Origin of the sequence: Flavobacterium sp. 120 (assembly GCF_003633605.1) — a bacterium.
Lineage (GTDB): Bacteria > Bacteroidota > Bacteroidia > Flavobacteriales > Flavobacteriaceae > Flavobacterium > Flavobacterium algoritolerans.
The window spans coordinates 990,723-1,003,353 of record NZ_RBKZ01000001.1; the positions used below are offsets into that span (position 1 = coordinate 990,723).

Below are 12,631 nucleotides of genomic sequence, written 5' to 3' on the forward strand. Positions count from 1 at the left end.
CATTATAACAGATGTTAAGGTATTGCTAATATAAAAAAAGACGACCGTTTCCAGTCGTCTTTTCAATAGTATTACTTATATAGCAATTATTAAGCGATTTTTGCCAATATTGTATTGAACGTTTCACTTGGACGCATTGCTTTGCTTGTTAATTCAGGATTTGGTTGGTAATGACCACCAATGTCTTGTGGTTTCCCTTGTGCTGCAATTAACTCGGCGTTAATTTTGGCTTCATTTGCAGTAAATTCTGCTGCAATAGGAGTAAAGATCGCTTTTAATCCAGCCTCTTTATCTTGTGCTGCCAAAGCCTCTGCCCAATACATTGCTAAGTAAAAATGAGAACCACGGTTGTCAATTCCTCCTAGTTTGCGTGCTGGGGATTTATCAGTTGCTAAGAATTTCTCCGTTGCAACATCAAGAGTTTCCGCTAAAACAATTGCTTTAGAATTGTTTAAAGTTTGTCCTAAATGCTCCAATGAAGCACCTAAAGCCAAAAACTCACCAAGAGAATCCCAACGTAAATATCCTTCAGCAGTAAATTGCTCAACGTGTTTTGGAGCTGATCCACCTGCACCAGTTTCAAACAAACCACCACCATTCATTAATGGAACAATTGATAGCATTTTTGCTGATGTTCCCACTTCTAAAATTGGGAATAAGTCTGTTAAATAATCACGTAATACGTTTCCTGTTACAGAAATAGTATCCAGTCCTTTTACGATTCTTTCCAATGTGAAGTTTGTTGCTTCAATAGGATTCAGGATTTGAATGTCTAAACCGGTAGTATCGTGATCTTTTAAATATTTTGTAACTTTTTCAATAAGTTCTCTATCGTGTGCTCTATTATTATCCAACCAAAAAATAGCGGGAGTATTAGATAAACGCGCTCTGTTTACAGCCAATTTAACCCAGTCTTGAATTGGAGCATCTTTTGCCTGACACATTCTGAAAATATCTTTAGCTTCAACAGCTTGTTCCATTAAAACGTTTCCATTCGTGTCTACAACACGAACCACACCATCAGCAGTCATTTGGAAAGTTTTGTCATGAGAACCATATTCTTCTGCTTTTTGTGCCATCAAGCCTACGTTTGGTACACTTCCCATGGTAGTTGGGTCAAAAGCACCGTGTTTTTTACAAAAATCAATAGTTGCAGTATAAACACCGGCATAACTTCTGTCTGGTATAATAGCTACGGTATCTTGTTGTTTACCGTCTTTATTGAACATCTGTCCTGAAGTACGAATCATGGCTGGCATAGAAGCATCCACAATCACATCCGAAGGAACGTGAAGATTAGTAATTCCTTTTTCTGAATTTACCATGGCCAATGCTGGTCCGTTTGCTATTGCTTGGTTTAATGCCGCTTCTACTTCAGCCTGCATTGGTTGTCCTGCAATTTTTGCATATACATCACCTAAACCGTTTCTGGTATCAATATTCAATTCATTAAATAAGGCAGCGTATTTTTCGAAAACAGCGGCGAAATATACTTCTACGATTGCTCCAAAAATAATAGGATCAGAAACTTTCATCATAGTAGCTTTCAGGTGAACTGAAAGTAAAACGTTTAATTTTTTTGCTTCTGCAATTGTTTTGGTAATAAACGTTTTTAAAGCGTTCAAGTTCATTACTGAACTGTCGATTATTTCACCTGCTTTTAGTGGAGTACTCGCTTTTAAGACAGTTGTAGAACCATCTTTAGCAACGAATTCGATTTTTACATCAGTTGCATCAGCAAGAGTCATTGATTTTTCACTTCCGTAAAAATCACCACTTTCCATAGACGCTACGTGTGTTTTTGAGTCAGCAGACCAAGCTCCCATAGAATGTGGGTTTGCTTTAGCGTAGTTTTTTACTGCTTTTGGCGCTCTACGATCAGAATTCCCTTCGCGTAAAACTGGGTTTACAGCTGAACCTAATATTTTAGAGTATTTAGCTTTGATAGTTGTCTCTGCTTCGTTTTGTGGTTCTTCAGGGAAGTTTGGTAAATTATAACCATGAGATTGTAATTCAGCAATAGCCGCTTTTAATTGAGGAACAGATGCCGATACATTTGGTAATTTTATGATATTAGCTTCTGGAGTTGTAGCTAATTGTCCAAGTTCTAATAAAGCATCTCCTGTTTTTTGATCTTCTGTCAAAAATTCAGGGAAATTTGCTAAAATTCTTCCGGCTAAAGAAATGTCTCTAGTTTCAATTTCAATGTCAGAAGTTGATGTAAATGCTTGTACAATAGGTAAAAATGAATAAGTTGCCAATAAAGGCGCTTCATCAGTAAGTGTGTAAAAAATTTTTGATTTCTGTGTCATTTTTTTATTTTTATAATCGAATCACGGTTAAATGTAGCTTATATAAGGTATTTCACTTAAAATAAGGCGGACAAATATATGAAAATCAGATGTAATAGAAGGTGGATTTTATGTAGAAAAATACGAATTTTAAGATTACTAACTTGTTATTCTTATATTGTTAGTTTTATGGGTTCAATAATCCTAAATTAGGAATTTATAAGGAAAATATTAAACAAAAAAAGTCCCAACATTGTTGGGACTTTTATAATAAAGAGACAGTAAACTATCTTCTTTTATCTTTAATTTTAGCTTTTTTACCAGTAAGTTCTCTGAAGTAGAAAATTCTAGCTCTACGTACAGCACCTTTCTTATTGATTTCAATTTTTTGTAAAGCAGGAAGATTTACTGGGAAGATACGCTCAACTCCAATAGCTCCTGACATTTTACGGATAGTAAAAGTTTCTGTATTAGCAGAACCTCTTCTTTGAATAACAACTCCTTTGAAAAACTGAGTTCTAGTTTTTTCACCCTCTCTAATTTCGTAGTAAACGGTGATAGTGTCTCCAGCTGCAAAAACTGGGAATTCTTTTCTTGTTACGAATTCGTCTTGAACGAATTTCATTAAATCTGCCATGATAATTTTTTTAATTATGGTTTGTATTAAATCAACATTCACGGATCTCGCCAGAGGTTGAACTAATGTGGGCGCAAAAGTAAATAAAAAAGTTTAAAGTTTAAAGTTTTTCTTGTTTAAAGTTTAGAAGTTCTTGAATACCAACTTTAAACCTAAAACTTTAAACAAATTTTTACTCCTCCAGTAAATCAGGTCGTCTGTTCTTTGTATGTTCGTACGCCATATCTTCACGCCATTTATCAATTTTGGCAAAATTACCACTGGTCAAAACCTCTGGAACTTTCCATCCATTGTAATCGGCTGGTCTTGTATATATAGGTCCTGACAGTAATCCATCCTGAAAACTATCGGTCAATGCTGAAGTTTCGTCACTCAAAACTCCAGGAATCAATCGGATTAATGCATCCGATAATACCAAAGCTCCTAATTCACCTCCGCTCAATACATAATCACCAATTGATATTTCTTTAGTAATAAAATGATCGCGTACGCGTTGGTCCACACCTTTATAATGTCCGCAAAGGATAATGATATTTTCATACATTGACATCGTATTCGCCATTTTCTGGTTCAGGGTTTCCCCGTCCGGCGACATATAAATAATCTCGTCGTAGGTTCTTTCACTTTTCAAATGGGTAATACAAGCATCAATAGGTTGCACCGTCATGACCATTCCAGCACCACCACCATAGGGATAATCATCTACACTTTTTTGTCTGTTTGTGGTATAATCCCGTAAGTTATGAAAATGAACCTCTACTAAACCTTTGTCAATAGCGCGTTTCATGATTGAAGCCTCAAACGGACTTCGCAATAATTCTGGGAGGACGGTAACAATATCGATGCGCATAATTTTGAATCTTAGTTTGAAAGGTGCAAAGGTACAAAGTTGCAGAGGTTTTCAAATAACCAAATCAATGATTAAACTTTTTTTAGACACTATTTTAGCTTTTTGCTGAGCTAATGATGCTTTTGACAGGGATTAATTCTTTAGTGCACTATTTCATACTATGCTTTTTTCAACTACTTTTATGTCTTAAAAATAAACCACTTAATTATGCAAATTTTTTCAAAAATAATTGTTGCTAGTTCCTTGTTTTTAGTCGCTTCTATACAAACTGAAACACTCTATGCACAAAACAAATCTGTTAAGATGACAAATCCTCTTTTACAAAAAAGTACGTTGCAGTATCAAGCACCGACTTTTGATTTAATCAAAGACGAACATTTTAAACCTGCTTTTGAATACGGTTTAAAAATTCATGATCAAGAAATTGAAAAGATTGCAAACAATCCAGTAAAACCAACTTTTCAAAATACAGTATTGGCATTAGAAACCAGTGGTGTGGATTTAGGGAGAGCAACAGGTGTTTTTTATAATTTAACGGGGTCTAATACTAACCCGACATTACAAGCGATTGATGAGGAATACGCTCCAATTTTTTCGGCTCATAATGATAAAATTTATTTGAACAGTAAGCTGTACAATCGCTTCAAGGCATTGAATATTGCAGTTTTAAAAGGAGAAGATAAAAAATTAACACAGTATTATTTGCAACAATTTGAATTAGCCGGAGCAAATTTATCAGCTACGGATAAAGATAAAATGAAAAAAATCAATGAAGAGTTGGCGAGTTTGAGCACGCTCTTTGGAAATAAATTATTGATTGCCCGAAAAAACGGAGCCGTTTTATTTGACAATGTAAATGATTTAGCGGGTTTAAGTGCTGATGAAATCGCTGCTGCAAAAGCAAAAGCTACAGAAGCGGGGCAAGACGGAAAGTATTTAATAGGGTTGTTAAACACGACACAGCAACCATTATTGCAAAGTCTTACTAATAGAGCCACTAGAGAAAAGATATTCAAGGCATCATGGAATCGTGCCGAAAAAAATGATGATGGTGATACTCGTGAAGTAATAGAACGAATGGCAAGATTGCGTTTGCAAAAAGCAAATTTAATGGGCAAGAAAAGTTTCGCCGAATGGAAATTACAAGATCAAATGGCGCAATCACCAGCACCAGCGATGGATTTATTGGCAAAAATTGCAGGTCCGGCAGTTGTAAAAGCAAAAGTAGAAGCCAAAGAAATTCAAGATTTGATTGATTCACAAAACGGAGGATTTAAATTAGAGCCTTGGGATTGGAACTTTTATTCAGAGCAAGTGCGTAAAGCAAAATATGATTTAGATGAAAGCCAAATAAAACCGTATTTCGAAATTGGTACTGTTTTAGAAAAAGGAGTATTTTTCGCAGCACAACAAATGTATGGCATCACGTTTAAAGAAAGGAATGATTTACCGGTCTATCATCCGGATGTAAAAGTGTATGAAGTATATGATAATGACGGAAAATCAATTGCAATATATTATTTAGATTTTTACACCAGAGACAATAAAAACGGTGGTGCTTGGATGAGTAATTTTGTGAATCAGTCACATTATTTAAAACAAAAACCAGTTATTGTCAATGTCTATAACTTCTCAAAACCAGCCGGAGGAAATCCATCCTTGATTAGTTTTGATGATGTAACCACGCTGTTTCATGAGTTCGGACATACTTTACACGGATTGTTTGCAAACCAGCAGTATGTAACGCTTTCAGGGACATCTGTACCGCGTGATTATGTGGAGTTTCCTTCCCAAATCAATGAGCATGCGGCATTGGATCCTTTGGTTTTAAAAAACTATGCAATACATTATCAAACCAAACAAGCCATTCCTCAGGAGTTAATTGATAAAATTAAAAAAGCCGATACCTTTAATAAAGGATACGTAGTAACGGAGCTTTTAGCAGCGGCAACGCTAGATATGGCTTGGCATAGTGTCGAAAAAGAATCGGATTTCAAACCGACTTTAGTTTTCGAAAAAGAAGCGTTGCAAAAATTCGGCTTGTTGGTAAATGAAGTTCCAACAAGATACCACACGCCTTATTTTGCCCACATTTGGGGCGGAGGATATTCAGCAGGATACTATGCGTATACTTGGTCAAAAACATTAGATTATAATGCTTTCGATTGGATGCAGGCCAATGGCGGTATGACAAGAGCCAATTGTGAGCGTTTCAGGAAATACATTTTATCAGTGGGTAATAGTGTTGATTTAAACAAAGCCTTCAAAGATTTTATTGGGCATGACATGCAAATAGAACCGTATTTGAGAAACGCGGGTTTACTGGTGAAATAATAAAATTTTGATATAAATAACTAAATGACATTCGTAAGGATGTCATTTTTTTTAGGATTTATTCTGAATTTAGTTCAGGAGCTATTTCCAGCTTTACACGCTATCTTTCCTTGCTTAAAGAAAGCAAGAAAAGGATGTTGTTTCAATCTGGGCTAGGATGTAGTGGAATTAGGAGATTTAAAGAGCCGAATTTGCGTAGCGGAAAAGATTATAATTATCTAAAAAAGTCTAAATAATTTGCAAACTTTCAAATAGTCAAATCAACGAATCTCCCAATTCCCTTTTTAAAATTAATTTCGTAAATTTGCCCTTCAATAAAAATTAAAAAACATGGAAAACGGAATATATGCTAAATTCAACACCTCTAAAGGTGCTATTTTAGTAAAACTAACACACGATTTGACTCCTGGTACAGTGGGGAATTTCGTAGGATTGGCAGAAGGAAATTTAGAAAATAAAGTAAAACCACAAGGGGTTAAATTTTATGACGGATTAAAATTCCACAGAGTAATTCCTGATTTCATGATTCAAGGTGGTTGTCCACAAGGAACAGGAACTGGAGATCCAGGGTATAAATTTGATGATGAATTTCATCCAAGTTTGAAACACGATCGTCCGGGAGTTTTGGCAATGGCTAATTCAGGGCCTGGAACAAACGGTTCTCAATTCTACATTACACACATCCCTACAGAATGGTTGGATAACAAACATACTGTTTTTGGACACGTTGTAGAAGGTCAAGATGTTGTTGATGCTGTTGCTCAAGGTGATGTTTTAGAGTCTTTAGAGATTGTTAGAGTAGGAGAAGAAGCTAAAAATTGGAATGCAATCGAAGCTTTTATAACTTTCAAAGGAGCTCGTAACAAGCGTGATGCAGCTTTAAGAGCAGATGCTGAAGCGGCTATGGAAAAATTAGCTGCTGGTTTTGAAAAAACAGAAAGCGGTTTGCGTTATCAATTCATCCAAAGAGGTGAAGGTAAAAAAGCAGAGAACGGAAAAACAGTTTCAGTACATTACACTGGACAACTTCCTGACGGAAAAGTTTTTGACAGTTCATATCCTCGTAAAAAACCAATTGAATTTCCATTAGGAAGAGGTAACGTTATTGAAGGTTGGGACGAAGGCATTGCCTTGTTGCGTGTAGGTGACAAAGCACGTTTTGTGATTCCGGCTCATTTAGGTTACGGATCTCGTGGTGCTGGAGGAGCAATTCCACCAAATGCTACTTTGATTTTTGACGTAGAATTAATGGACGTTAAATAGTTTAAACGATTCATATAGAATTAAAAAATCCCAAAACGAAAGTTTTGGGATTTTTTTTGCCTTGTAAAATAGAGTTTTCGATGTCTTTTTACGAATAAATTGGTGTGTTGTTTTTAAGGTTTTTTTTGACTTTTGAAGTATTAAAATTATTTACAATCACTCCTAAAAGTTCAAATTTTAAATAAAATTCAGCAGCGACACTTTCTTTGAGTAACTTATTTAATGCGGTTTTGTGTTCTTAAAATCTTTGTTTTTTTAAGTTAAGGCTGTTTTATTATTTTTAAAAACCTTAATTTAGTTTTTTAAAATTGTTAAATGTAACACTAAATAAAATCTATGGAACTAACTTGGTCTGAATTTGAAAGAGTAGAAATGCGTGTAGGAACTATTCTTGAAGTCAATGATTTTCCTGAGGCCCGAAAACCAGCGTATCAATTGACGATTGATTTTGGTTCTGAAATCGGAATCCGAAAAACATCTGCACAAATAACGAAGCGTTACCAAAAAGAAGATTTACTCAACAGACAAATGGTTGCTGTAGTCAATTTTCCTAAAAAACAAATCGGAAAATTTATGAGCGAGTGCTTGGTGTTGGGAGCAGTAGGTGATGAAGGGGATGTGATTTTGCTGGCTCCTGATTTTAAAATAGAAAATGGATTGCGAATTGGGTAAACTAGGAATTTTTTTTATTTAGTAACTGTTGCAAAATCAACTGTCCTTCTTCCCAATATTCTAAATTAGATTCAGAATTGATGTGTCCTTTTTGACCTACGTTGATAAAATCACTACCCCATTTTTGGGCTAAATATTCGGCTCTTTCGATTGAAATATAAGGGTCGTTTTCGCTGCTGATGACTATCGAAGGGAAATTAAGTTTTAATTTAGGTATAGGAGAAAAGTTCCAAGTTACCTCAGGTGTATGTTCAGCCGAATCAACATCGGCAGGAGCAACGAGCAAAGCGCCTATTATATTCTGATTACTATTGGCGGAAGCCCAATGCACAACCATTGAAACCGCTAGACTATGCGCTACTAAAACAGTTGGAGTGTCTAATTTTTGGATTGTTTCATTGAGATTAGTAAGCCAGTTATTAAGTTGAGGTTCTTCCCAATTATCCTGAATAAGCTTAGTTGAGTTGTCAAATTTTCGCAGCCAATAACTTTGCCAATGATTCTCTCCTGAATCTCCAAGTCCTGTTAGAATTAATAATTTTGGTTCCATATTTAAAATAAATTAGGCTATTTTTCTATTGGAAGATTTTCCAGTTGTCCCCATTCTGTCCAAGAACCATCATAGACTGATTTCGGATTTTTACCAATCAATTCGTAGGCAATTAAATCAATACAGGCTGTAACTCCGGAACCGCAAGTGAATATTAGCGGTTTATCGTCAGTTTTTAGGATAGTAACTAATTCTTCTTTTGGTAAAAATTTTCCGTTTTGTAAAAGCTGTGTGTACGGAATATTTATAGAACCGGGAATATGACCGCTTCGTAATCCGGGTCTGGGCTCATCGCCAATTCCTTTAAATCGGTTTTCTGCACGGGCATCAATCAAGATAGCATCTTTGGTTTGTATTTTTTCTAGAATTTGTTCTTTACTTTTTACTAATTCGGGGATAAATTTAGCTTCAAAATCTCCAAGGGCATAGGTTGGATTTTCCGGTATTTCCTCAACAGAATAACCTTTTTTTACCCATTCGGGTAACCCGCCATCTAAAACAGCAACATTTTGATGTCCCATTATTTTAAACAGCCACCAAGCTCTTGGACTCGAATAAATACCCAAGTTGTCATAGACTACTATTGTACTGTTCTTGTTGATTCCTAGTTTTTTAGCTTCTGTTTCAAACTGTTTGGGACTCGGAAGTGTATTGGGTAATGGATTAACGGTATCACTGAAGGTGTTCTTTATGTCAAAAAATCGGGCACTTTTAATTTGGATATTTTCTAAGCCAGTTTTTAAATTGGATTGATTCTCTTTTAAACTGGCATCGAGGATTATTACGTTTGGATTTTTAAGATTAGCTTGAAGCCATGCGACACTTACGATTGGTTCTGTCATTTTTTTTAGTGTTTCTTTTCCTTAGTAATTCTGCGGACTTCATTTAGCAATAAAGGAAAAGCGGGTTCTGTCATGTTGTGACCAAATCCGTCTAATTCATATAGTTTCGTGTTTTTGTGTCCAGCAATTTTCATCATGCGCATTAAATAAGCGTTTTCTTCATAACGGCCTAACATTTCTAATTCACGATCTCCGGTTATTAGTAATAGAGGAGGAGCATCTGCACGAACGTGAAAAAGTGGTGCTAAATCATCTATTACCGGCTGCGTATCTGCAATACCGCGTTCTTTTCGAACTAAAAAATGAGTAATTGCCTGTCCGCTAAGAGGAATAAGACCCGCTATTTTATTGGCATCGATTCCCTGAGTGTTCAGCCATTTTTTATCTAAACCTACCATGCTTGCCAGATATCCACCTGCAGAATGACCGGATACAAAAATCAAAGATTCGTCTCCACCAAATGCAGGGATATTTTTAAAAACCCAAGCTACAGCAGCTGCCGCATCCTCAATATATTTTGGGGCACTTACTTTTGGACCCAAGCGATAATTGACTGAAATAACTGCTATTCCTTGGTTTTTTAGTCCTTCAGGAAGTTCTTTGTTTCCACCGGTTAATCCACCGCCATGAAACCAAATCACGGTTGCAAATCCCGGACTATTTTTTGGGTAATAGACATCTAGTACACATCGTTCTTTTATGTATGCATCTGATTTATTGATGGTTTCTGTGTAATAAGGAAGATTGGTTTGTGTTGTATATTCTAGTTTTTGAGCTGATATAGTAAATCCGAAAAAGAATAGCAATACAAAAAGAGAAACGTTTTTCATTTGGCATCATTTATTTTTTAAATGTACAAAAAAAGTCCAAAAATCAAATGACTTTTGGACTTTTTTACTTTTGTAAGTAGGGAACTAAAAATTAAATATCATCAAATTCAATATCAGTGAACGTTGATGTTTGTGGTATAATTTCATCATCTGATTTCTCAGATGCATATTCTTTTTTGAAATCTTTTTGGTGTCTTTCTGAAATTACTTCTTCGCCTTTGTGGTTCAAAACATAAGAAGTCATTTCGCCAAGAATCTCTGCAAAAGCAGCAAAATCTTCTTTGTATAAATAGATTTTATGTTTTTTGAAATGGAATGATCCATCTTCTTCAGTGAATTTTTTGCTTTCGGTAATGGTAATGTAATAATCATCTGCTTTTGTCGCTCTCACATCAAAGAAATAAGTTCTTCTTCCAGCTCTTAAAACTTTAGAAAATATCTCTTCTTTTTCTAACATGTCATGTTCTCTCATAATCCTTTCTATCAATTTATGGTTGTTAAGTAGTATCCAAAAATCTAAAAAATATATGTATTATCCAACAATTATAGCATTTCTTTTTCTGAAAGTTGTTTCAAATACAAAGCGGCATAATAGCCTTCTTGATTTATCAATTGATTATGAGAACCTTGTTGTATAATTTCACCCTTTTCGATGATGATTATTCTATCGGCATTTTTAGCAGATGAGACACGATGGCTTACAATTATAGTAGTTTTGTCTTTGCAAATTTCATACAAGTTGTTTAATATAGTTTCTTCAGTTTCGGTATCTACTGCAGATAAACAATCGTCAAAAAGTAAAATAGGAGGATTCTTAATAATTGCTCTTGCAATAGAGACCCTTTGTTTTTGACCTCCGGAAAGTGTAATTCCTCTTTCGCCAAGAATGGTTTCGTATTGTTTATTAAAGCCCATAATATTGTCATGGACAACGGCACTTTTAGCGGCTGATTCCACTTCTTGCATAGTCGCATTCTCTTTGCCAAACATGATGTTATTCTTGATGCTGTCTGAAAATAAGAACGCATCTTGCGGAACGATACCAATGCTGTTTCGCAAATCAAAAAGATTGACAGTGCTTATTTCGCTTCCGTCAATGGTTATTTTTCCATCTGTTACATCATACATTCTGGAAATTAAGGATAAAATAGTAGATTTTCCGGAGCCTGTTTTTCCTAGAATAGCTAAAGTTTCTCCTTTTTTTACGGTGAAAGAAATGTTTTGCAACGCTTTGATATTAGTGTCTTCGTAAGTATAGCTTACATTTTCGAAAGAAATAGAACCTTCAATCACTGATTTATTCAGATTTTTATTTTTTATCTCCGGTTCGATTTTAAGGAATTCATTCAGCCTTTTTTGAGAAGCTTCGGCCTCTTGAACCATAGAAGAAACCCAACCTAAAGATGCTACAGGCCAAGTAAGCATATTGACGTATAAAATAAATTCGGCAATTGTTCCAATGCTTTTTATAGAACCGTTGATGTACATTAAACCACCAAAATAAATTACGACTAAGTTACTGATTCCTATCAGCGCCAACATTAACGGTCCAAATAAGGATTGCACTTTGGCCAAATTCAAGCTCTTACTTTTGCTTTCGTTGGCTAAATTCACCATATTATTTTGGTGTTGGTTTTCTAATGAATAGGCTTTTATCACTCGGATTCCAGAAAATATTTCTTGTGAAAAACTGGAAACTTTAGATAAATATTGTTGGAAAATGGTGCTTCTTACATTGATTTCGGAACTCAGTTTGAAAATAGCGTATGATAAAATTGGTAAAGGAAGCAATGTGTATAAAGTCAGGATTGGCGATACATTATACATATATACAATGACTATTGCAAAACGTATGACGGTATTTATGGTATACATTACGGCTGGCCCAACGTACATTCTCACCTTAGAAACGTCCTCACTGATTCGGTTCATTAAATCTCCAGTTCGATTTTGCTTGTAGAAGTTCTGCGAAAGATTCTCATATTGACGGAATACTTCGTTTTTTAAATCAAATTCTATGTGGCGTGACATCACAATTAAAGTTTGTCTCATTAAGAAAGTAAGAAATCCGGCAATAATCGTAGTAGCAATAATCAATAGGATATTCGAAATTAATTCTTCGTGAATAACTGATTTGGCTACGGTTTTATCTTTGGCGAAAGCCTCAATGACCTTGAATGATTTGCTAATCAACTTGGGTGTGAAAAGCATAAATATTTGTGCGATAATGGTAAAAATAATTCCCAGTAAGAAGCTGTATTTGTATTTGACGAAATATTTATTTAAATAACGTAATTCTTTCATTTTTTAAGATATTCTATGTTGAAATGATTTTATTTTTTAAAATAATTGTATTTTTTAA

The 12,631-nt window shown here is 35.0% G+C and carries 11 protein-coding genes; 3 read left to right on the forward strand and 8 right to left on the reverse strand.

The features are described from left to right. Positions 1 to 89: 89 nt before the first annotated feature. The 3 genes from C8C87_RS04285 to trmD form a co-directional block, all read right to left on the reverse strand. Entirely contained in the window at positions 90 to 2,312 is a 2,223-nt protein-coding gene (locus C8C87_RS04285; protein ID WP_121341431.1) for an NADP-dependent isocitrate dehydrogenase, read from the reverse strand. 265 nt (positions 2,313 to 2,577) lie between these two features. Next, on the reverse strand, positions 2,578 to 2,928 hold the full coding sequence (gene rplS / locus C8C87_RS04290) for a 50S ribosomal protein L19 (RefSeq protein ID WP_073354306.1): 351 nt from the start codon (positions 2,926 to 2,928) through the stop codon (positions 2,578 to 2,580). Between the two features lie 172 nt (positions 2,929 to 3,100). Then, positions 3,101 to 3,778 carry a tRNA (guanosine(37)-N1)-methyltransferase TrmD gene (gene trmD, locus C8C87_RS04295; protein WP_074723946.1) on the reverse strand — a complete coding sequence of 226 codons (678 nt, stop codon included), beginning with the start codon at positions 3,776 to 3,778 and terminating at the stop codon, positions 3,101 to 3,103. A 303-nt stretch (positions 3,779 to 4,081) separates the two neighbouring features. Between trmD and C8C87_RS04300 the strand changes: the two genes are divergently transcribed. From C8C87_RS04300 to C8C87_RS04310, 3 genes are all read left to right on the forward strand, one after another. Then, positions 4,082 to 6,112, forward strand: coding sequence for a M3 family metallopeptidase (locus tag C8C87_RS04300; RefSeq protein WP_369869764.1), 2,031 nt, complete (start codon positions 4,082 to 4,084; stop codon positions 6,110 to 6,112). A gap of 330 nt (positions 6,113 to 6,442) precedes the next feature. Further along, entirely contained in the window at positions 6,443 to 7,375 is a 933-nt protein-coding gene (locus C8C87_RS04305) for a peptidylprolyl isomerase (RefSeq protein WP_121341436.1), read from the forward strand. A 336-nt stretch (positions 7,376 to 7,711) separates the two neighbouring features. Then, positions 7,712 to 8,047 carry a tRNA-binding protein gene (locus C8C87_RS04310; RefSeq protein ID WP_099715980.1) on the forward strand — a complete coding sequence of 112 codons (336 nt, stop codon included), beginning with the start codon at positions 7,712 to 7,714 and terminating at the stop codon, positions 8,045 to 8,047. A 1-nt stretch (position 8,048) separates the two neighbouring features. Here the strand turns inward: C8C87_RS04310 and C8C87_RS04315 are convergent, their stop codons facing one another. From C8C87_RS04315 to C8C87_RS04335, 5 genes are all read right to left on the reverse strand, one after another. Further along, positions 8,049 to 8,597, reverse strand: coding sequence for an alpha/beta hydrolase (locus C8C87_RS04315; RefSeq protein WP_121341439.1), 549 nt, complete (start codon positions 8,595 to 8,597; stop codon positions 8,049 to 8,051). 17 nt (positions 8,598 to 8,614) lie between these two features. Further along, positions 8,615 to 9,439 (reverse strand): sulfurtransferase, encoded by an 825-nt coding sequence (locus C8C87_RS04320; RefSeq protein ID WP_121341442.1) that lies wholly within the window; start codon positions 9,437 to 9,439, stop codon positions 8,615 to 8,617. A 5-nt stretch (positions 9,440 to 9,444) separates the two neighbouring features. Then, positions 9,445 to 10,269: an alpha/beta hydrolase gene (locus C8C87_RS04325; protein WP_121341444.1), complete on the reverse strand. Its 825-nt coding sequence runs from the start codon at positions 10,267 to 10,269 to the stop codon at positions 9,445 to 9,447. 91 nt (positions 10,270 to 10,360) lie between these two features. Further along, a complete protein-coding gene (locus tag C8C87_RS04330) occupies positions 10,361 to 10,741 on the reverse strand; it encodes a PUR family DNA/RNA-binding protein (protein WP_099715976.1) in 381 nt (126 codons plus the stop codon). A 71-nt stretch (positions 10,742 to 10,812) separates the two neighbouring features. Then, positions 10,813 to 12,573 (reverse strand): ABC transporter ATP-binding protein, encoded by a 1,761-nt coding sequence (locus C8C87_RS04335; RefSeq protein ID WP_121341447.1) that lies wholly within the window; start codon positions 12,571 to 12,573, stop codon positions 10,813 to 10,815. Positions 12,574 to 12,631: the final 58 nt, after the last annotated feature.

Coding starts and splice junctions, on each gene's coding strand:
- C8C87_RS04285 (WP_121341431.1), bottom strand. CDS start 2,312: ATGACACAGAAATCAAAAATTTTTTACACACTTACTGATGAAGCGCCT.
- C8C87_RS04305 (WP_121341436.1), top strand. CDS start 6,443: ATGGAAAACGGAATATATGCTAAATTCAACACCTCTAAAGGTGCTATT.
- C8C87_RS04300 (WP_369869764.1), top strand. CDS start 4,082: ATGACAAATCCTCTTTTACAAAAAAGTACGTTGCAGTATCAAGCACCG.
- C8C87_RS04325 (WP_121341444.1), bottom strand. CDS start 10,269: ATGAAAAACGTTTCTCTTTTTGTATTGCTATTCTTTTTCGGATTTACT.
- C8C87_RS04315 (WP_121341439.1), bottom strand. CDS start 8,597: ATGGAACCAAAATTATTAATTCTAACAGGACTTGGAGATTCAGGAGAG.
- C8C87_RS04335 (WP_121341447.1), bottom strand. CDS start 12,573: ATGAAAGAATTACGTTATTTAAATAAATATTTCGTCAAATACAAATAC.
- rplS (WP_073354306.1), bottom strand. CDS start 2,928: ATGGCAGATTTAATGAAATTCGTTCAAGACGAATTCGTAACAAGAAAA.
- C8C87_RS04330 (WP_099715976.1), bottom strand. CDS start 10,741: ATGAGAGAACATGACATGTTAGAAAAAGAAGAGATATTTTCTAAAGTT.
- C8C87_RS04310 (WP_099715980.1), top strand. CDS start 7,712: ATGGAACTAACTTGGTCTGAATTTGAAAGAGTAGAAATGCGTGTAGGA.
- C8C87_RS04320 (WP_121341442.1), bottom strand. CDS start 9,439: ATGACAGAACCAATCGTAAGTGTCGCATGGCTTCAAGCTAATCTTAAA.
- trmD (WP_074723946.1), bottom strand. CDS start 3,778: ATGCGCATCGATATTGTTACCGTCCTCCCAGAATTATTGCGAAGTCCG.